The organism is Kribbella sp. NPDC048837 (assembly GCF_055586945.1).
The window spans coordinates 106,514-124,445 of record NZ_JBVJHF010000004.1 but is presented as its reverse complement, the minus strand read 5'-3'; the positions used below and the strand labels follow the sequence as shown (position 1 = coordinate 124,445).

The window sequence follows — 17,932 nt, the reverse complement described above, 5'->3', positions numbered from 1 at the left end:
ATTAGACGCACCCAGCCCCTCAGGGTGCTGCAACCGTTCACGCACAGTTGGATCTCACCATGCCGGACTAGACCAGCAAGAACGCGCGTACCGCCTCCTGCCCGCGCGGATCGCGCTGCACACTGTGCCCACTCCCCGGTATGACGACCAACCGGGCCGACCGCGCGTGCGCCTGTTCCCAGCGGGCCCACTCGAGTGGGCAGAACAGGTCGTTGCTCCCGTGCAGGATCAGTGTCCGCGGCAACAGTTCCTGACCGGCCGGGTACGTCGACACTCGCGCGGCCGGCCACCTCAGGCAGCCCTGGATCATCAGCTGCTCCCGTGCGGTCGCCACGTCGTACGGATACAGCCGCTTCGGGTCCAGACGTCGTACGGCGGTATCGAGGGCGGCAGTGCGGTTGGCCGAGCCGGACCAGGGGTAGTGGAGGTCCGAGCACAGCGTGGCCATGTGCAGTCCGGCCGAGAGGGTGTCGTAGCTCAGGCCTGCGCTGGTGGTCTGCTGGAAGAGCTCCTTGAGACCCGCGTCGTCACCGTTGCGCGCGGCATGCAGGATCGCCGGGATCCCTTGCAGTGAAGGGTTGACCGAGTTCAGGCTTGCGACCGACAGGCTCTCCATCAGGTCCGTGCCGCTCACGCCATGCTGCACCAACCAGGCGAGGTCGGCGACGGGATCCGTCGTACACGAAGGATCCTGGCGACACGCAGCCGTGAGCACTCCGCCGGTCGCAGCCATCAGGTCCACGCCCATCGGGTCGAAGCCCTTGTGCGGGACCACCGAGTCCAGCACCAGCGCCTGCACGTGATCCGGATACTTCAACCCGTACTGCGCTGCCGTGAAGCTGCCGTACGACGTCCCGTCGAGAGTCAGCCGATCCACCTTGAGGTACTGCCGCAGCAGCTCGATGTCCTCGACTGTGTCCGGCGTGCCGTAGTACCCGAGCCCAGAGCCGATCCGCTGCGCACACTCATCCACAGCCTCACCAGGCGGCGTCAGAAAGTCCGAACCGCCCACAGCTTGCTGCAAGGCCGGACAGTCGATCCCCTTCGGCCCGGTGCCTCGCTGATCGAACATGACCACCCTGTACTCGCGCAGCACGTCGGGCTGGATGTTGTTCCGGATGCGTGGCAGGAGCGAGACACCGGGTTGGCCGGGGCCGCCCGCGAGCATCAGCAGCACGCCCCGTGGTGCGTCCACGTTGTCGGCCGCGATCACCGCCAGGTCCAGCGACGGACCGTCCGCCCGCTGGTGGTCGAGTGGTACGCGCAACGTCGTACAGGTGAAGCCGTCCGCGCAGGTGGACGGTTGGGGTGCGGAACAGGCGGTGCAGACGAGGAGAAGCGCGCCCAGCCAGTGAATCAGTCGCATGTACTCCTCCCGGAGTGCTCAGGGTGCAGTCAAGTGCGACCTGCTGGCAAGACGCTGGGCATCGGCGCAGACTGAGCAGGAGGGGGAGGAGTACCGCGATGTCTGTTTGGAGGAATGAACTCAAACGTTTGGCGGCGACCGTGGCTGTCGTCGCGCTGGTTGCCGCCGCCTGCGGGGCCGACCGTGGTCCCGCGACCGAGACCCGGACGAGCCCGTCGACTCCGGCGCCACCCGACCTCGTCCGGATCGTCTATCCGGGCACGGAGGCGGATCCCGGGAACATCGAGATCTTTGCCGATGGCAACCGTCGGTACCGGATCACCGCCGTGAGTGGGCCGAACGAGGGGTACTACCAGGTCTGGGACGGTCAGGTCATGCTGATCTACACGCCGGGCGAGGGTTACCAGCGTGACGCCGATCCGGGTAACGACATGCCCGGCGTTGCCTTCTTCGTCAAGCCGGGGACGGACGAGTTCGAGAAGACCTGCCCGAAGGGTCGCCGGCTGGGTGCGAAGACGCTGTACGGGCGGAACGCGGTGCGTTACGCGTGCGACGAGCGGCCCATGGACGAGCAGACCGGCGAGGAGGCGGCTCCCGCCCGCGAGATCAGTCTTGACGAGCAGACCGGGCTGATCCTGGTGGACGGACCCTATGTGCCGATCGAGGTGACGTTCGGTCCGGCGATCAAGGCGGACACGTTCTCGACGGATCTTCCGCCGGGTGCCGAAGTTCCTCCGGAGGAAGGCGAGTCGACAGGGCCGGCCGGGCTCGGCGAGTTCCGGCTTCCTGCTGTCGGTGGTGGGTACGTCAGCGACACGACCTACCGCGGGAAGCCGTTTGTGATCGCGGTGGGGTCGCCGGGCTCACTGAAGACCGCGTTGGCGCGGGTGGTGCCGATGACCGGCGGTGGCGAGAAGCCGGCGGTCGTCGGGGTGCTGATCGCCGTACCGCCGGCCGACTGGAAGGGATCGCTGCTGAATCCGGAGGACGAGAAGAAGTACGTCGATTCCGTGGCGAAGGCAGCCGGGCCGTTCGTGGTGCCGGTCGGGATCGACGTGAAGGGTGCTGCGGTCGGGTCGATCGTCGCGAGTCTCCCGGAACTCATCCCGCCGGAAGGCAGCACCGAGACCGAGTCGGCCATCGCGCTCGTGGGATCGGACGGTGCGATCGCCCACGTCCTGCCCCCCCGAAGAGGCCGACGACGCCGAGTTGCGCAGCTGGCTGAGCGAGCTTTCCTGACGCCGCCGGCACTCCGGCCGCCGACTGGCACCGTGGCCCTGGTCTGCGCGCCGGCCGCTGGTCTGCGCGACCGCGCCGGCCGCCGCGGCCTGCCTTGCGGGTCGACCTCGGGAGGGACCCGCAAGGCAGGTGCGGGGTGACCCCGGTCCGGACGGCTTCGGGGGGCGCGTCCGGCGCGGGGTCAGCGCAGGCCGAGCGACTTGATCAGCTCGGGGGTCGCCTGTCGTGGTGCCGGTAGCGTGCCGGGTTTGCCCTGGCCCTCCAGGGAGGTCGCCACCAGCCGGCGGCAGCCGAAGGTCTCCACGGTGTAGGACAGCACGCCGCGGTCGTTGTCGGTGAACCGCAGCACGTAGGTCGGGCCGAGATCCTTGGTGCAGATGGCCGGCTTCTTCGCCACGGGCTTCGGCGCGTTCACCAGCGCGAACAGGTCGGTTGCCTGCTTGGCGCTGCGTCTGGTCGTCACGGTCGCGTAGTCCTGTCCGGACGCCTCCACGTCGAATTGGCAGATCGCCACGCTGACCGGCTGGAACAGCGAGGTCGCGGCACCCTGGCCCCACACCGCCTTCTCGGTGGCGGCGCGGACGGCGGCGATGGTGTCGGGGCAGTCCGTGCTCGGGGTGCCGCTGGGGGTGGGCGACGGGGTGGTGCCGGGGGTGGTCGGCGTATCCGTGGGCTGGGCGGCGGGCGGAGACGTGGAGCTCTCGTTACCGCAGGCGGCGGCAACTCCGAGCACAGCCACGACGAGCGTCGCACCGATCAGGCCCCGTGTCCGTAATGCACTCACGACTCGGTCCTTCCGGTTGGCAAGGTCACCCATGATGGTGGACCGGAGTCACGTCGCGCGTGCCAGAACATCACGGCGGCGCGTCGTTCCGGTCACGCCGCGGCATCGTGCCCCAACCGAGGCACACCTGTAACCTCCACGCACTGGTCCACCCGGTCTCCACGTACGGGCGACCCGCGCGGAGCGGCCGAGGGCGGGTGGCGGCGCCACCCGGTCGGGCGAGCGACGGCACCGGACGACCGGCTCCGACAACGCACGCTCCGACGGCAACCCGGCTCCGACGACCGGCTCGGACGTCCGGCGACTCGCGTGGGGCGGTTGTGGGGGTGGGGGGACGATTACGATGCTGTGCCGTGGGACGGAAGAAGGATGCGGCTGCCGCGGCGGCGCAGCGGGAGCGGGACGAGTGGCAGCTCGGCATCGACTGGGCGCGCTGGCTGATCGCGGGCAACAGTCCGCAGCCGCTGACGATCTACGGTCTCGTCCTCGAGCCGGGCGAGGTCGCGTACGTGAACACCCCCACGCACTACGCGCGCCTGTACGGCGGCAGCGGTCGCTACAGCACCAGCGGTGGCGTGTTCATCGGCAAGCCGGCACTCGTGCTGGGGATGATGGCAGCCAACGCGGCGGTGAACGCCAGCCGGAAGGCGGCGGCCAAGCGGGACATGGAGTTGATGTGGCGTGACCTTCAGGAAGTTCCGACGGTCGCGACCAACTACCGCCTGCTGTGTCACCTGCCGAGGAGCGGCTGGATGAGCTTCTACTACAGCGCGGTGCAGGAGTTCTACCCCGATCCGGCGAACTGGACGATCACGTTCGCCTTCCAGAACGCGGAGCCACTGCGACTGGCCGGGCTGGCCACGCCGACACTGTCCGTCCTGACCTCCTGGTGTGTGCTCGGAAACGACCGCTGGCAAGGCGAACCCGGAATCGCGCCCCTGATGCAGGCCGCGATCGGACCACAGCTGCCGCCGGGTGTGGTCCAGGGTGAAATCGGTCCCGGAGAGCCCCGGCGACTCGGTAATCTGGAACCATGACGAGCCCGTACGAAGACGACGAGCCGCTGTTGCCCGAGCAGACCCGTGACGACGACCCGCGGACCTGGGGCGAGAACGACTTCGACCGCGACGACGACGAGCGCATCCTCAACGAGGTCCCTCCCCACCACGGATGAGCGCGTCCGTGCTCCTCGTCCACGGCGGCCTCTGGGAGGCCATGGACGCGGAAGCCTTCTGGGGTGCGACGGGCATCGTGAACGGACTCACGTCGTACCACCTGGACGTACTCGCGCCCGACCGTCCGCGGCGGGCGAGTGGGTGGGACGTCGAACTCGCCGCCCTGGGTGAACTGCTGGCGAACCGCGTGCAACCGATCACGATCGTTGGCGCATCCAACGGGTGCACGGTGGCTGCCCTGCTGGCGTTGACGTTTCCGGCCTTGGTCGACCGGCTCATGCTCGCCTGGCCGGCGACCGGTGACGACAGCGCCGTCAACGCGCGCACCCGGGCCGGTCTGATCGAGCGCGACTGTCCACCGGAGGTCGCCGACCGGCTACTCGCGGGCGGGATCCTCCGAGGCGTGCCCGATGCCGACCTGCCCGCGCTGGCACGAATTCCGGTGGCGGTCGTGCCGTCGGTACCGGAGAATCCAGCTCACCAGCGGAAGACGGTCGACGCGCTGCTGCGGTCGATCCGGGGGAGTCGCGAGCTGGCCGGGTGTCCGGAACCGCCGGCGCCCGGCTTCCCGCCGTCCCTGGATCAGCTGGTGCGAACGATCGTCGAGTTCGTGAACTGAGGGGGATGTGGTCGTGGAACTCCGGGGGTTTTCCGACGAGTACGCCGTCCTGGTCGCAGGATGGGCCGTGGACGCGAAGGAAGTGGCGTTGCTGTCCGGGCGGGTCGAGTACCCGTTCCCGGAGGAACTGAAGACGACGTGGCGGAAGGTCGAGTCGGACATCCACTCCTATCTGCTGTTCGACGGTGATCGGCCGGTCGGGTACGGCGAGGTGTGGCTGGACGACGAGGAGGACGAGGTCGAGCTGGCCCGGATCATCGTGGATCCGAAGGTCCGTGGCCGCGGGATCGGCCTGGAGTTGGTGCGTGCCTTGCTCGGGCCGGCGTTGGCCGCCGGGTACTCGGAGGTCTTCCTGCGGGTCCGGCCGGAAAACGCGGTCGCGATCCGCACCTATCACCGCACTGGTTTCGTCGACGTCCCGGCCGCGCTGATGGACGAGTGGAACGAGGGCCAACCGATCACCTACCGCTGGCTGCGCTTCGCGGGCTGACCAGGCTGAGCCGAGCGACCGGGCTGAGCAGAGTGACCGGGCTGAGCAGAGTGACCGGGCTGAGCAGGGCGAGCGGGCTGAGCAGGGCGAGCGGGCTGAGCAGGGCGAGCGGGCTGAGCAGGATGAGCGGGCTGAGCGGGTGAACAGTCCCGACCGGGGGAGCAGGCAGGCGCTCGGCGAGCTCAGGGGCTGAGGTTGGTGCGCCCGCCCACTCCCGCCGAGGTCACATCTGACGGGCCCGCAGCAGGTCGCGGATCTCCGTCAGCAGCTCCTGGTCGGTGGTCAGCGGGTCCGGTTCGGGCTCCAGGCCGCGGGCCCGGCGCTCCGCGAGCTTGTTCAACGGCATCACGATGAGGAAGTAGATGGCCGCGGCGACGCACAGGAAGTTCAGCGCCGCCTGCAGGATCAGGCCGATCGAGAACACCGCGTTGTTGATCTCGAAGGACCAGACACCGCTGATGTCGGTCTTGCCGAAGATGGCCGCGATCAGCGGGTTGATCAGACCGTCCACGATCGCCTTGACGATCGCACCGAACGCGGCGCCGATGACGACGGCGACCGCGAGGTCGACGACGTTGCCGCGCATGATGAATTCCTTGAAGCCCTTGAGCATGTGGGGTGCCTCCACGAAGCGGGTGGTATTTACCCGAGTCAAGGTAGGACCGCAGCCCTGCCGGGGCGAGGAAGCCGCGCCGCACGGCCACACATCGTGTTGCCGAATGTCCGGTGAGTGATCAGCTGGTGTCCGGTGTCAGAGCAACGGTGATTCTGGAGTTCGTGATGACCTGGGCCAGTCTGGTCGCGACCTGAGGGGTCGTCGCGACCACGATCAGCGCGCCGCCGGCCGACGTACGCGGAGTTGGCAGGGCGACGACGCGGACGGCTCGGGCGAGCAGGGTGCCGGCGTCGGTCGACGCACTGGTCGCGGCGTACAGGTTGATGTGGTCGCCGACGCGGAGGAGCGCGCTGATATCGGCATCGTCGATCCGGAATGGATAGGCAAGCGAGCCGGACGGCACCGCGGTCGGGGCCAGGAATCGGGCGTCGGTGAGTGGCTCGCCGGATCTGACCGGGCCGCTCAGCACGCGCGCGGTCAGATTCGCGCCGGGTCTGAGCACGCCATCGGGCACCGAGCCAGGAGGAAGGTCGACGGTCCGGAGATCGCCGCCCGTGGGCACAGCTCCGCCGGCGAGGTCACGTGCGGCGGCGAGCACCGCGACGGTCGCCGGAGGTGCCGGGGACAGAGCGAGGAGGCCGAAGTAGACGGCGGCCGCGGCGGCGATGCCGGCCAGGAGCCGACGGTGCCACCGGGCGGCGCGGAGCAGATCACGAAGGAAGGGAGGGGTTCTCATGCCAGAGAAAGTACGAGTTTCTCCGGCACCCGCCCCTCAGTTATCCACAGGGGCAGATCAGGCTGCGCTGGTGCTGGTGCCCGAAGACGACGAGGTGCTGGACGACTTCGTCGAGGAAGCGGAGGACGACGAGGAAGTGTCCGACGACGAACTCGAAGAGGAGGACGACGACTCGGCCTTCGCCGGCACCGAGCTCGTGCCCGTCGACCGGCTGTCGTTGCGGTAGAAACCGGAACCCTTGAACACGACGCCCACGGCGTTGAAGACCTTGCGCAGATTGCCCTGGCAGTTCGGGCACACGGTCAGTGCGTCGTCGGTGAAGCTCTGGCGCACCTCGAGGGCTTCGCCACAGTCAGTGCACAGGTACTGGTACGTCGGCACGGTTGGGTCCCTTCAGGCCGCTGGCACTCCTACTACTCGACTGCTAATAATGCGCCAGCGGCCCGAAGTATTCCAACTCAGCCGTTGCGGCGCACTGTGAAGTTCCAGCACCCGGCCACGACGTTCCGCACCTGGACCGTGTCCACGGCCGGGTCCTCGAACAGTCGTTTGAGCTCCGTTTCGCTCGTCCCAGGCTCTGCGACAACACCGTCCAGCATCTGGCCGGAGGCGTCGTACGGGCGCAACACGGCCCGCCGGTCCCGGAAGTCCACCGGAAAGACGCCCGGAGCCGGCGCCGGGCACTCGGACGTGTGCACGAACACCGGACCGATCTCGGCGTACGGCCCACCGACCGTCATCGGCCGGTGCGACACCAGTGCGATCTCGTCGCCGGCCGGTGCGATCGTCAGACAACACCGCAGTGGCTCACCGCCGCCGGCGGCATGGGAAACGACAGCGTTCCCGAAGTCGTCGTGGCCGTTGCAGCGAATCCGGTCCAGCTCGGTACTGGGAACAGGGAGGTACTCCAACTCTGCGTTCATGCTTCTGGAACGCAGAGCAACGCAAAGTTGTGAGGGACCCCATTTGGGGCAGCCGGAGTGATTCTCTACGGTTGGGTCCGTGCGTCGCCTGCTTCGAGTTGTCATCATCAGCGGAATCGCCCTCGCCACGGTCCTCCTGGTGATCGCGGGTACCGTCGTTTTCGTCGTCCGCCACTCGTTCCCGACGTACGACGGAACGATCGAGCTGACCGGTCTGGACGGCGATGTCAACGTCGTCCGGGACGCGAACGGCATCCCGCAGATCTATGCAGACACGCCCTCCGACCTGTTCGCGGCGCAGGGCTACGTCGCCGCCCAGGACCGGTTCTTCGAGATGGACTTCCGCCGGCACGTGACCGCCGGACGGCTGAGCGAACTGTTCGGCGAGGACGCACTGGAAACCGACAAGTTCGTCCGCACCCTCGGCTGGCGCCGGGTCGCGGAGAAGGAGCTCGGCCTGCTCAGCCCCTCCACCCGGCAGTATCTGGACGACTACGCCCGCGGTGTGAACGCGTACCTGTCCACTCACAGCGGATCGGGCCTCAGCCTCGAGTACGCCGTCCTGTCACTCAAGGGCACCGACTACCGCCCGGAGCCGTGGACGGCCGCGGACTCGCTGGCCTGGCTGAAGGCGATGGCATGGGACCTCGGCGGCAACATGGACGAGGAGATCACCCGGACCAAGCTGCTCGCGGCCTTCCCGTCCCGCAACATCGAGAGCCTCTACCCGCAGTACCCGTACGACCGGAACGATCCGATCATGCCCACCGGCTCGGTCGGTTCGGACGGCAAGTTCACCACCTCGCCGATCGCCCCCGAGGCCCGGCGCGGGATGCTGACGCAGGACTTCCTGAAATCCCTCGACTCCGTCCAGAAGGTGGCCAAGGGGCTGCCTGAGCTGCTCGGCCAGGGTGACGGCATCGGATCGAATTCCTGGGTCGTGTCCGGTGACCACACCACCACCGGCAAGCCGCTGCTGGCCAACGACCCGCACCTCGGCGCCACCATGCCGGGCATCTGGACCCAGGTCGGCCTGCACTGCAACAGCCTCAGCAAGAGCTGCCCGTTCGACGTGTCCGGCTTCAGCTTCTCCGGCCTGCCCGGTGTGGTGATCGGCCACAACAACGCGATCTCCTGGGGCTTCACCAACCTCGACCCGGACGTCGAGGACTTGTACCTGGAGCGGATCGACGGCAACAACGTCCTCTACAACAACAAGTGGCGCGCGATGGCGACGCGCGAGGAGACGTTCAAGGTGGCCGGCCAGGACAAGCCGGTGACGATCACCGTCCGCGAGACCCGCCATGGTCCGCTCATCTCCGATGTCGGCGAGGACCAGCGCGAAGTCGGCGAACTCGCCGCCAAACAAGGCAAGTACCCACAGGCGTACGGCGTCGCCCTGCAGTGGACCGCACTGAACCCGGGCCGGACCGCCGACGCGCTCTTCGCGATCAACCAGGCCCAGAACTGGACGCAGTTCCGCGCCGCCGCGCAGCTGTTCCAGGTCCCCTCGCAGAACCTCGTGTACGCCGACACCGACGGGCACATCGGCTACCAGGCGCCCGGGCTGATCCCGATCCGCAAGACCGGCCGCGGTGACTGGCCGGTGCCCGGATGGGACCCGAAGTACCACTGGACCGGCTACATCCCGTTCGACGCCTTGCCCAGCGAGTTCGATCCACCGGACGGCATCATCGTCACCGCGAACCAGGCTGTGGTGCCGCGGACGTACACCTATTACCTGACCAACGACTGGGACTACGGCTACCGGTCGCAGCAGATCCTGGACCGGATCACGGCCGCCGGGAAGCTGGACGCGAACGCGATGGCGTCGATCCAGCTGGACACCAAGAACCGGGCCGCCGAGATGCTGGTGCCGTACCTGCTCCAGATCGGCATCGACGACCCGTTCGAGAAACAGGGCCAGGACACCCTGCGGAACTGGGACTTCACCCAGCCGCCGGACTCCGCGGCCGCGGCGTACTTCAACGTGGTGTGGCGCAACCTGCTCGCACTGACCTTCCACGACCAGCTCCCCGAGGGCACCTGGCCGGACGGCGGCTCGCGCTGGTTCGAGGTGATCCACACGCTGCTCGCCCAGCCGAACAGCGGCTGGTGGGACAACATCGGGACGCCGCAGAAGGAGAGCCGGGACGACATCCTGCGGGAGGCCCTGGTCAACGCGCGGTCCGAGATCACGCAGAAGATGGCGCGTGAACCCGAGAACTGGCAGTGGGGCAAGCTGCACAAGCTGACGCTGACCAACCAGACGCTGGGCAAGTCCGGGATCGGTCTGGTGGACCGGCTGTTCAACCGCGGTCCCTACGAGCTCGGCGGTGGTTCGTCGATCGTCGACGCGACCGCCTGGGATGCCTCCGAGGGCTACACGGTCACGGCGACGCCGTCGATGCGGATGGTGGTCGACCTGTCCGACTTCGACAAGTCCCGCTGGGTGAACCTGACCGGTGTGTCCGGGCACGCGTTCTCGTCCAACTACACCGACCAGACCAAGCTGTGGGTGCGTGGCGAGACGCTGCAATGGGCCTACACCAAGGGAGCGGTCGAGGCGGCCCGCAAGCACGCCCTGACGTTCACCAAGCCGGAGAGCTAGCCTCGGCGAACAGCTCCTCCGGCCAGGTCCACAACGCACGCTGGGTCAGCAGGATCGAGATGGTCTGGTCGGCCGGCGTGGTCGACCACAGCGTGCCCAGACCACCGGCCCAGCCGTACCGTCCACCACCGACGGACAGCCCGTAGCCCCACCCGGTGTCCGGCCCGAGGAAGTCGACGGCCGCGGCCCGCTGGGTCGGCGTGAGCATGTCTGTCGTCATCTCCGCCACCGCAGCCGGCGACAGCACCCTGTCTCCACCGGCCAGCAGCATCCGCGCGAACGCATGGAAGTCGTCGGCTGTCGAGATCAGCCCACCACTCGCATCCGGGAACGACGGCGGCACCAGCCACTGGCTGTCGGACGCCGTGTCCAGTACGTCGTCCCCGACGTACGCCGTGGTCAGTCGGGCCGGGTCCGATGCGGTGAAGCCGGTGTCGTGCATCCCCAGCGGTTCGAAGATCCGCTCCCGCAGGAACTCCTCGAGCGGTTGGCCGGTCACTCGAGCGATCAGTACGCCGAGCACATGCGAGCCGGTCGAGTACAGCCACCGCTCACCCGGCTGGAACTGCAGCGGCAACGTCCCCAGCCGCCGCATCCACTCGTCCGGATCCAGCGGAGTCCGCGGTACGGGCGGACCGAACGTCCGCAGCTCCAGTTCTTCCTCGCGTTGCCGCAGTGCCGGGTTGTCGGACTCACCCAGCCCGAGTCTGAAGGTGAGCAGATCCCGCAGCGTGATCGGCCGGCCTGCCGGGACCGTGTCGTCGAGTGGCCCGTCCGGCTGGCGCAGTACGACCGGATGCGCCAGCTCCGGCAGCAGGTCGTCGACAGGGGAGTCCATGGAGAGCCGGAGCTCGTCGACCAGGATCATCGCCGCGGCCGCGACGATCGGCTTGGTGAACGACGCCACCCGGAACAGACTGTCCCGTTGCATCTCCGGACCGTCGAACGCGAGGCTGCCGAGCACCTCGACCCGCGTCGAGCCCTCCCGGCTCACCAGCGAGACCAGCCCGGGTACGACTCCGTTGTCGACGTACGTGCCCAGCATCAGGTCAGTCCACCAGCGAACGGCGTGCTCCGCCACTGCCCGACGAACATCCGGATGCCGTCCGCGAGCGCCGGCAGCCGTGGCACCAGCGGCGTGCACACCATGATCTGGAACGCGCGCGCCGTGTCCATCAGCTGCTGCACGCGCCGATCCAGCTGTGGACGGCCGAGCGCTGCCGCGGCCTCGTCGTACACCTTTCCGAGGTCCGGTCCGAACCCGGCCATGTCCCACTCGATCGGACCGAGTGTGGTGTCCTCGAAATCGGCCCACAGTACGCCGCCGGCGGTCGGGATCACGTTGTACGACGGGGCATCGCCATGGATCGTCTGGATCGTCGCCGACGGGAAGACCGCCTCGAATCCGGCCCGGCTCGTCAGGAGTGGCTTCAGCACCTCCCACTCGGCATGCACCCGATCCACGTCGTCCTGCTCGAGCAACCCCGGCACGGCCTCCAGCGCAGCCAGCCCCGAGGGCAGTGCGAGCAGCGGCGTGAGCCAGGGCAGTTCATCCGGGTACTCCGCGAGTACTGCGTGCAGTCGGGCGGCCTCCGTCGTATTGGCGAGGTAGTCGACCTCGCCGGACTGGTCGACGTACTGCCAGAACGTCATGGAGAAGCCGTCCCGCTCTACCGGCTCCAGCGGCACCAGTGGGCTCGGAGCAACCACCGGATGGCCGTGCGAGACGAGCCACGCAGCTACGTCCAGCTCGCGCTGCTGGCGGTGAGCGGCGACCTCCATGTCCATCAGGTAGTCGGGGAGGTTCATCGGCACGCGGGCGACCACGGGCGACGGCTTCAGGTGCACCACCACGGAGAACGCGTCGTACAGGACTGTCGGGTCCGTCACGGTCAGGCCGAGGTCACGCGCGGCTGCTACTGCGGCGTCGATCGCGTTCTCAGTCATTCACCGATCTTCCCAGCGGGATCAACCGATTTGGGGTGAGCGCCGCATGCACCGGGTGGTCGTGGGCGTCGTTCGGAAGCGCTTCGACGACCTCTGTGTCGTACACCGCGGCCCAGATCGGCGTACCCGGTCGCACGCGGGCGAGTGCTCGGTCGTACGAGCCACCGCCGCGTCCGAGCCGCACACCGTCGCGGGTGACGGCCAGGGCTGGGCAGATGACCAGATCGGCTGTGGCGATGGCATCCGAGCCCAGATCGACCGGTGGCTCGGACAGGCCGAGCCGGCCGGGGACCAGGTCCGCTGCGCCCGGTGCGATACCCCAGCCCAGGTCGTTGTCGGCGTACAGGATCGGCAGGAGCACCTCATGGTCGGTTGCCAGCAGCCAATCGATCAGTGCGCCGGTCTGCGGCTCCGGACCCATCGATACGTACAAAGCCACCCGGTGCACGTCCGGCAGCGCCTGACGCGCACCGCTCAGGAGGTCCTCCGCATGCGGCCGGGCTCTGCGGGCACTGAGGAAGTACTGCCGCGCCGCGGCCTTCGTCGGGAACACCCCCTGATCGTAAGAGCGTGACGCGCTTAACACTGGGATTACCCGGCGTCCCCTAGGGTTGGTGCATGAGTGAGGCAGGTCTCAGACAAGCGCAGGAGAAGATGCGTGCGGCCGGCGCTGCCGACGTCGCGATCCGCGTCTTCACGCACTACTACCGGCTGCTCGAATCAGGCCAGCAGGGGACGATCCGCGAGGACGACATCGAGCCGGTCGGCGACCTGCCACACCTGGACCACCTGGACACCGACCCCGAGGCGCTGCGGGCCGCCCTGGCCGAGACGGTGGTCATCAAACTCAACGGCGGGCTCGGTACGTCGATGGGCGTCACCGGCCCGAAGTCCGCACTGCAGGTCAAGGACGGACTGAGTTTCCTCGACATCATCGCCCGCCAGATCCTCAGCACCCGGCGGAAGTACGACGTACCGCTGCCGCTGGTGCTGATGAACTCGTTCCGCACCAAGGCGGAGTCCCTGCAGATCCTGAGCGAGTACGACGGTCTCGCGGTGGACGGTCTGCCGCTGGACTTCATGCAGAACATGGAGCCGAAGCTGCTGGCCGAGGACCTGACACCGGCGGAGTGGGAGCCGGACCCGGAGCTGGCGTGGTGCCCGCCGGGCCACGGTGACCTCTTCACCGCACTGGTTGCCTCCGGCGCCCTCGACGCCCTGAGGGAACACGGTTTCCGGCACGCGTTCATCTCCAACGCCGACAACCTCGGTGCGACCGCGGACCCGCGGATCGCCGCCTGGATGGCCGAGCACGACGTGCCGTTCGGGATGGAGGTGTGCCGGCGGACCCGGTCCGACCGCAAGGGCGGGCACGTGGCGGTACGCAAGTCCGACGGCCGGCTCATCCTGCGCGACAGCGCCCAGGTGGCGGCCGAGGACACCAAGTATTTCCAGGACGTCACCCGGCACACGACGTTCAACACCAACAACCTGTGGATCGACCTGGACCGGCTGGCCGAGCTGATGGACGGCCACGACGGGATCCTGGGGCTGCCGATCATGGTCAACCGCAAGACCGTCGATCCGGCCGACCCGTCCTCGCCCAAGGTGATCCAGCTGGAGACCGGGATGGGGACCGCGATCGAGACCTTCGAGGGCTCGCAGGCGGTGCTGGTCGACCGCAGCCGGTTCAAGCCGGTGAAGACGACCAACGACCTGCTGGTGCTGCGGTCGGACGTGTACGAGCTGGACGAGGCCGGCGACCTGAGCACGACCCACCAGGGCGACGAGCCGTACGTCGACCTCGACCCGGAGTACTTCAAGATCCTGGCGGACTTCGACACGCGGTTCGCCGCCGGGCCGCCGTCGCTGGTGCGGGCGGACCGGCTCGAGGTGCGCGGTGACGTTGCCTTCGGCAAGGATGTGGTGGTGGTCGGCGACGTGGAGCTGCACGCGCCGGCCGGAGCGCGCCGGGAGATCCCGGACGGCGCCGTACTCGAGAGCTGACGGGAGTCCGGGGGGATGGACGAGCTGCTGATCCGGCCGCTGGAGCCGTACGACACGGACGAGGCGGCCGCGGTGTGGTGGCGGTCGCGGCACGCGGAGGACTCGCTGCTGCCGGCGGCGATCCATACCCAGGAGCAGGTGGCGACCTGGTTCGCCGAGGTGCTGCTGCCGGACGCGCAGACCTGGGTCGCGCTCGACGACGGCCGGATCGTCGCGGTGCTGACGCTGGACGGCGACGACCTCGACCAGTTGTACGTCGACCCGGAGGTGGCCGGCCGCGGGGTCGGGTCGACCCTGGTGGATCTCGCGAAGGACCTCCGGCCCGGCGGTCTCGCGTTGTGGACCTTCCAGACGAACGTCCGCGCACAGTCCTTCTACCGCGCCCACGGCTTCACCGAGGTACGGCGTACCGATGGCGCGGCCAACGAGGAGCGCGCACCGGACATCCGGATGACGTGGGGGAATCACCCTGAGGCCCTCACCCGGCATTCTTGACGCATCCTTCCGGAACTCGGCGCGGAAACGCCGGATCGGTGGATTAGGGTCGGGCTCGTGAGACGGACTGTGGATGAGCATCTCGAGGTCGTACTCGGGCGGGTGCGGGCGCTGCCGGCGTTCGACCAGCCGCTGATGGAGGCGGTGGGGCTGGTGCTCTGCGAAGACGTCGTCTCCGGGGTGAGCCTGCCCGGCTTCGACAACTCCGCCATGGATGGGTACGCCGTGCAGGCCGCCGACCTGGCCGGCGCGACCCAGGACAACCCCATCACCCTGCCGGTGGTCGGGGAGTTCCGGGCCGGCCGGAGTGAGCCGATCGTGGTGACGCCCGGGACGTGCGTGCGGATCATGACCGGCGCGGAGATGCCCCGCGGCGCGGACAGCGTCGTACCGGTGGAGTGGACCGACGGTGGCACGGTGAACGTGCGGATCGCCCAGCAGCCGCCGCTCGGCGCGTCGGTGCGGCGTGCCGGCGAGGACGTGCAGGCGGGGGAGCAGGTGCTGGAGCGCGACACTGTGCTCGGGCCGCGGCAGATCGCCGTGCTGGCCGCTGTCGGCCGGGCGCGGGTGAAGGCTCGTCCGCGACCCAGAGTGGTGGTGGTGTCGACCGGAGCCGAGTTGCGGGAGCCCGGGAGCCGGCTGGGGCAGGGGCAGATCTACGACTCGAACAGTTACACGATGGCCGCGGCCGCCCGGGACGCCGGCGCTGTGGTGTACCGGGTCGGCATCGTCGACGACGACGCGAAGCGGATCATGGACACGCTGTCCGATCAGCTCGTCCGCGCCGACCTGGTGATCACCACCGGCGGCGTCAGCATGGGTGCGTACGACGTGGTCAAGGAAGAGCTGTCGAAGCTCGGGACGGTCGACTTCCCGCAGGTCGCGATGCAGCCGGGCAAGCCGCAGGGCTTCGGTGTGCTCGGTGAGGACGAGGTGCCGATCTTCACGCTGCCCGGCAACCCGGTGTCGGCGTACGTGTCGTTCGAGGTCTTCGTCCGGCCGGCGCTGCGCAAGCTGATGGGCCAGATGCCGTACCAGCGGTCCACGGTCCGGGGCGTGACGCTGGACGGGTTCAGCTCACCCGCCGGGCGGCGGCAGTTCGTCCGAGCCGCGGCCAGATCCGGCGACGAGGGCTGGATGGCCAGTACAGTCGGCGGGCACGGCTCACACCTGCTCGGTGGGCTGAGCCGCGCGAACGCGCTGATCGTGGTGCCCGAGGACGTGACGGCGGTCCGGGCCGGCGATCAGGTCGAGCTGTTGCTGCTGGACGAGGAGACCGGATGACGCAGGACCCTGGCGCTGGTACGTCGGCTCCGCCCGGGCTGACCCATGTCGACGAGACCGGGGCGGCGCGGATGGTCGACGTGTCGGCCAAGGACACCTCCGTCCGGCGAGCTGTTGCCAGTGGCAAGGTTCTTGTCTCGGCGGAGGTGGTCGCCGCTTTGCGCGGGGACGGCGTACCGAAGGGTGACGCGCTCGGCGTCGCCCGGATCGCGGGCATCATGGGCGCCAAGCGCACGCCCGACCTGGTCCCGCTCTGTCACCCGATCGCGATCACCGGTGCCAAGGTCGACCTCGAGGTCGCGGACGACGCCGTCCTGATCCGGGCTCAGGTGAAGACCACCGACCGCACCGGTGTGGAGATGGAGGCGCTCACCGCCGTCGCGGTCGCCGGGCTCGCGGTCATCGACATGGTGAAGGCACTCGACCCGGCCGCTGTGCTGTCCGACGTCCGCGTCGAGCTCAAAGAGGGCGGCAAGACCGGGCACTGGGAGCGTCCGTGAGAGCCCTCGTCGTCAGTGTCTCGAACCGCGCGGCCGCGGGCGTCTACAGCGACACCACCGGTCCGTTGATCGCCGAGCGCCTGTCCGGTTGGGGCTTCGAGGTGACCGGTCCGCAGGTTGTCCCGGACGGTCCGCCGGTCGGTGATGCGTTGCGTGCCGCGATCGACGCGTCGTACGACGTGGTGCTGACGACCGGTGGCACGGGCATCTCGCCGACCGATGCGACACCGGAGCAAACCGCTGCGGTGCTCGACAAGCTGGTGCCGGGTATCGCTGAAGCCATCCGGTCCTACGGCGTGGCGAACGGCGTACCGACGGCTGCTCTGTCACGTGGACTTGCCGGAGTCGCTCGTACGACGGTCATCGTGAACCTGCCCGGTTCGCGGGGCGGTGTGAAGGACGGTCTCGCCGTGCTGGAGCCGTTGCTGCGGCATGCGGTCGAGCAGGTACGCGGCGGTGACCACCTCCGGACGGACACCGACTGATGGCGATCGTGCATTGGCCCGTGGAGTTGCAGCACGGGCAGGTTGCGCTCAGGCCGCTGCGCGCCGGCGACGGTGGTGAGTGGGCCGCCGCGCGCCAGCGCAACGTCAGTTGGTTGCGCCCGTGGGACGCGACCCAGCCGCCCGGTGCGGAAGACGGCGCGCGGACGTTCCGCGCCATGGCCCGCGACTGGAACCGGCAGGCCCGCTACGGCCGCATGCTGCCCTTCGTCATCACGTACGGCGGTGCCGCGGGTGCTGGTGCACGGGCGAAGTGGCCGCTGGTCGGGCAGCTCACAGTGTCCGGGATCACCTACGGCTCGGCCCGCTGGGCGAACCTCGGCTACTGGGTCGACGAGCAGTACGCCGGTCGCGGCATCGTGCCGACCGCGGTCGCGATGGCGGCTGACCATTGCTGGTTCACCCTTGGGCTGCACCGGATCGAGGTCGCGATCCGCCCGGAGAACAAGGCGAGTCTGCGGGTGGTGGAGAAGCTCGGCTTCCGGTACGAGGGAGAGCGGCCGCGGTTCCTGCACATCGACGGGGACTGGCGCGATCACCGCATCTTCGCGCTGAACGTCGAAGAGGTCGGGCCGGGTCTGGTAGCGCGACTCGGCTGATCACGGTGCGTCGCTATTCACACCAGTCACACGAGTCT

Annotated in this window: 21 protein-coding genes; 12 read left to right on the top strand and 9 right to left on the bottom strand. The window is 68.7% G+C overall.

Going from position 1 to position 17,932, the window contains the following annotated elements:
* Positions 1 to 67: 67 nt before the first annotated feature.
* Positions 68 to 1,366: an alpha/beta hydrolase gene (locus ACZ6O0_RS20655; protein WP_465766559.1), complete on the bottom strand. Its 1,299-nt coding sequence runs from the start codon at positions 1,364 to 1,366 to the stop codon at positions 68 to 70.
* Positions 1,367 to 1,464: 98 nt separating this feature from the next.
* On the opposite strand from ACZ6O0_RS20655, the gene ACZ6O0_RS20650 reads away from it, so the two are divergent.
* Positions 1,465 to 2,745: a hypothetical protein gene (locus ACZ6O0_RS20650; RefSeq protein WP_465766558.1), complete on the top strand. Its 1,281-nt coding sequence runs from the start codon at positions 1,465 to 1,467 to the stop codon at positions 2,743 to 2,745.
* Between the two features lie 41 nt (positions 2,746 to 2,786).
* Here ACZ6O0_RS20650 and ACZ6O0_RS20645 read toward each other — a convergent pair whose 3' ends face one another.
* Positions 2,787 to 3,389: a hypothetical protein gene (locus ACZ6O0_RS20645; protein WP_465766557.1), complete on the bottom strand. Its 603-nt coding sequence runs from the start codon at positions 3,387 to 3,389 to the stop codon at positions 2,787 to 2,789.
* 353 nt (positions 3,390 to 3,742) lie between these two features.
* Between ACZ6O0_RS20645 and ACZ6O0_RS20640 the strand changes: the two genes are divergently transcribed.
* From ACZ6O0_RS20640 to ACZ6O0_RS20625, 4 genes are read left to right on the top strand one after another with little or no spacing between them, the layout of a single operon-like run.
* The gene (locus tag ACZ6O0_RS20640; protein WP_465766556.1) at positions 3,743 to 4,426 is read left to right on the top strand and encodes a hypothetical protein; all 684 of its coding nucleotides are present in this window, start codon (positions 3,743 to 3,745) and stop codon (positions 4,424 to 4,426) included.
* Positions 4,423 to 4,563: a hypothetical protein gene (locus tag ACZ6O0_RS20635; RefSeq protein WP_465766555.1), complete on the top strand. Its 141-nt coding sequence runs from the start codon at positions 4,423 to 4,425 to the stop codon at positions 4,561 to 4,563. The genes ACZ6O0_RS20640 and ACZ6O0_RS20635 overlap by 4 nt, the downstream gene beginning before the upstream one ends.
* On the top strand, positions 4,560 to 5,183 hold the full coding sequence (locus tag ACZ6O0_RS20630; RefSeq protein WP_465766554.1) for an alpha/beta fold hydrolase: 624 nt from the start codon (positions 4,560 to 4,562) through the stop codon (positions 5,181 to 5,183). Before ACZ6O0_RS20635 ends, ACZ6O0_RS20630 begins: the two co-directional genes overlap by 4 nt.
* Before the next feature lie 13 nt (positions 5,184 to 5,196).
* Positions 5,197 to 5,673: a GNAT family N-acetyltransferase gene (locus tag ACZ6O0_RS20625; RefSeq protein WP_465766553.1), complete on the top strand. Its 477-nt coding sequence runs from the start codon at positions 5,197 to 5,199 to the stop codon at positions 5,671 to 5,673.
* Positions 5,674 to 5,896: 223 nt separating this feature from the next.
* Here the strand turns inward: ACZ6O0_RS20625 and mscL are convergent, their stop codons facing one another.
* The 4 genes from mscL to ACZ6O0_RS20605 all read right to left on the bottom strand — a co-directional run bounded on the left by mscL (position 5,897) and on the right by ACZ6O0_RS20605 (position 7,948).
* Positions 5,897 to 6,301, bottom strand: a complete 405-nt coding sequence (mscL, locus tag ACZ6O0_RS20620; protein ID WP_465766552.1) for a large conductance mechanosensitive channel protein MscL — start codon at positions 6,299 to 6,301, stop codon at positions 5,897 to 5,899.
* 106 nt (positions 6,302 to 6,407) lie between these two features.
* On the bottom strand, positions 6,408 to 7,025 hold the full coding sequence (locus ACZ6O0_RS20615) for a CpaB family protein (protein ID WP_465766551.1): 618 nt from the start codon (positions 7,023 to 7,025) through the stop codon (positions 6,408 to 6,410).
* Between the two features lie 57 nt (positions 7,026 to 7,082).
* The gene (locus tag ACZ6O0_RS20610) at positions 7,083 to 7,406 is read right to left on the bottom strand and encodes an FmdB family zinc ribbon protein (RefSeq protein ID WP_465766550.1); all 324 of its coding nucleotides are present in this window, start codon (positions 7,404 to 7,406) and stop codon (positions 7,083 to 7,085) included.
* 77 nt (positions 7,407 to 7,483) lie between these two features.
* Positions 7,484 to 7,948 carry a DUF1203 domain-containing protein gene (locus tag ACZ6O0_RS20605; RefSeq protein WP_465766549.1) on the bottom strand — a complete coding sequence of 155 codons (465 nt, stop codon included), beginning with the start codon at positions 7,946 to 7,948 and terminating at the stop codon, positions 7,484 to 7,486.
* A 79-nt stretch (positions 7,949 to 8,027) separates the two neighbouring features.
* On the opposite strand from ACZ6O0_RS20605, the gene ACZ6O0_RS20600 reads away from it, so the two are divergent.
* Positions 8,028 to 10,559, top strand: a complete 2,532-nt coding sequence (locus ACZ6O0_RS20600) for a penicillin acylase family protein (RefSeq protein ID WP_465766548.1) — start codon at positions 8,028 to 8,030, stop codon at positions 10,557 to 10,559.
* On the opposite strand, the gene ACZ6O0_RS20595 is transcribed toward ACZ6O0_RS20600, so the two are convergent.
* From ACZ6O0_RS20595 to ACZ6O0_RS20585, 3 genes are read right to left on the bottom strand one after another with little or no spacing between them, the layout of a single operon-like run.
* Positions 10,540 to 11,604 carry a serine hydrolase domain-containing protein gene (locus ACZ6O0_RS20595; RefSeq protein WP_465766547.1) on the bottom strand — a complete coding sequence of 355 codons (1,065 nt, stop codon included), beginning with the start codon at positions 11,602 to 11,604 and terminating at the stop codon, positions 10,540 to 10,542. The two genes, ACZ6O0_RS20600 and ACZ6O0_RS20595, sit on opposite strands and share 20 nt — an antisense overlap.
* Positions 11,604 to 12,506: an aminoglycoside phosphotransferase family protein gene (locus tag ACZ6O0_RS20590; protein ID WP_465766546.1), complete on the bottom strand. Its 903-nt coding sequence runs from the start codon at positions 12,504 to 12,506 to the stop codon at positions 11,604 to 11,606. The genes ACZ6O0_RS20595 and ACZ6O0_RS20590 overlap by 1 nt, the downstream gene beginning before the upstream one ends.
* Positions 12,499 to 13,059, bottom strand: a complete 561-nt coding sequence (locus ACZ6O0_RS20585; protein ID WP_465766545.1) for a 5-formyltetrahydrofolate cyclo-ligase — start codon at positions 13,057 to 13,059, stop codon at positions 12,499 to 12,501. Before ACZ6O0_RS20585 ends, ACZ6O0_RS20590 begins: the two co-directional genes overlap by 8 nt.
* A gap of 65 nt (positions 13,060 to 13,124) precedes the next feature.
* Between ACZ6O0_RS20585 and ACZ6O0_RS20580 the strand changes: the two genes are divergently transcribed.
* The 6 genes from ACZ6O0_RS20580 to ACZ6O0_RS20555 are packed head-to-tail and all read left to right on the top strand — an operon-like array spanning position 13,125 to position 17,894.
* Positions 13,125 to 14,513: a UTP--glucose-1-phosphate uridylyltransferase gene (locus ACZ6O0_RS20580; RefSeq protein ID WP_465766544.1), complete on the top strand. Its 1,389-nt coding sequence runs from the start codon at positions 13,125 to 13,127 to the stop codon at positions 14,511 to 14,513.
* A gap of 15 nt (positions 14,514 to 14,528) precedes the next feature.
* Positions 14,529 to 15,008, top strand: a complete 480-nt coding sequence (locus ACZ6O0_RS20575; protein ID WP_465766543.1) for a GNAT family N-acetyltransferase — start codon at positions 14,529 to 14,531, stop codon at positions 15,006 to 15,008.
* Between the two features lie 57 nt (positions 15,009 to 15,065).
* Positions 15,066 to 16,292 carry a molybdotransferase-like divisome protein Glp gene (gene glp / locus ACZ6O0_RS20570; RefSeq protein ID WP_465766542.1) on the top strand — a complete coding sequence of 409 codons (1,227 nt, stop codon included), beginning with the start codon at positions 15,066 to 15,068 and terminating at the stop codon, positions 16,290 to 16,292.
* On the top strand, positions 16,289 to 16,792 hold the full coding sequence (gene moaC / locus ACZ6O0_RS20565) for a cyclic pyranopterin monophosphate synthase MoaC (protein WP_465766541.1): 504 nt from the start codon (positions 16,289 to 16,291) through the stop codon (positions 16,790 to 16,792). Before glp ends, moaC begins: the two co-directional genes overlap by 4 nt.
* On the top strand, positions 16,789 to 17,277 hold the full coding sequence (locus ACZ6O0_RS20560; RefSeq protein ID WP_465766540.1) for a MogA/MoaB family molybdenum cofactor biosynthesis protein: 489 nt from the start codon (positions 16,789 to 16,791) through the stop codon (positions 17,275 to 17,277). The genes moaC and ACZ6O0_RS20560 overlap by 4 nt, the downstream gene beginning before the upstream one ends.
* The gene (locus ACZ6O0_RS20555) at positions 17,277 to 17,894 is read left to right on the top strand and encodes a GNAT family N-acetyltransferase (protein ID WP_465766539.1); all 618 of its coding nucleotides are present in this window, start codon (positions 17,277 to 17,279) and stop codon (positions 17,892 to 17,894) included. Before ACZ6O0_RS20560 ends, ACZ6O0_RS20555 begins: the two co-directional genes overlap by 1 nt.
* Positions 17,895 to 17,932: the final 38 nt, after the last annotated feature.

Bases quoted from the DNA above. Each gene is read 5' to 3' on its own strand.
- ACZ6O0_RS20655 (WP_465766559.1), bottom strand. From the start codon at position 1,366: ATGCGACTGATTCACTGGCTGGGCGCGCTTCTCCTCGTCTGCACCGCC.
- ACZ6O0_RS20650 (WP_465766558.1), top strand. From the start codon at position 1,465: ATGTCTGTTTGGAGGAATGAACTCAAACGTTTGGCGGCGACCGTGGCT.
- ACZ6O0_RS20635 (WP_465766555.1), top strand. From the start codon at position 4,423: ATGACGAGCCCGTACGAAGACGACGAGCCGCTGTTGCCCGAGCAGACC.
- ACZ6O0_RS20630 (WP_465766554.1), top strand. From the start codon at position 4,560: ATGAGCGCGTCCGTGCTCCTCGTCCACGGCGGCCTCTGGGAGGCCATG.
- ACZ6O0_RS20615 (WP_465766551.1), bottom strand. From the start codon at position 7,025: ATGAGAACCCCTCCCTTCCTTCGTGATCTGCTCCGCGCCGCCCGGTGG.
- ACZ6O0_RS20605 (WP_465766549.1), bottom strand. From the start codon at position 7,948: ATGAACGCAGAGTTGGAGTACCTCCCTGTTCCCAGTACCGAGCTGGAC.
- ACZ6O0_RS20595 (WP_465766547.1), bottom strand. From the start codon at position 11,604: ATGCTGGGCACGTACGTCGACAACGGAGTCGTACCCGGGCTGGTCTCG.
- ACZ6O0_RS20590 (WP_465766546.1), bottom strand. From the start codon at position 12,506: ATGACTGAGAACGCGATCGACGCCGCAGTAGCAGCCGCGCGTGACCTC.
- ACZ6O0_RS20580 (WP_465766544.1), top strand. From the start codon at position 13,125: ATGAGTGAGGCAGGTCTCAGACAAGCGCAGGAGAAGATGCGTGCGGCC.
- ACZ6O0_RS20575 (WP_465766543.1), top strand. From the start codon at position 14,529: ATGGACGAGCTGCTGATCCGGCCGCTGGAGCCGTACGACACGGACGAG.
- moaC (WP_465766541.1), top strand. From the start codon at position 16,289: ATGACGCAGGACCCTGGCGCTGGTACGTCGGCTCCGCCCGGGCTGACC.
- ACZ6O0_RS20555 (WP_465766539.1), top strand. From the start codon at position 17,277: ATGGCGATCGTGCATTGGCCCGTGGAGTTGCAGCACGGGCAGGTTGCG.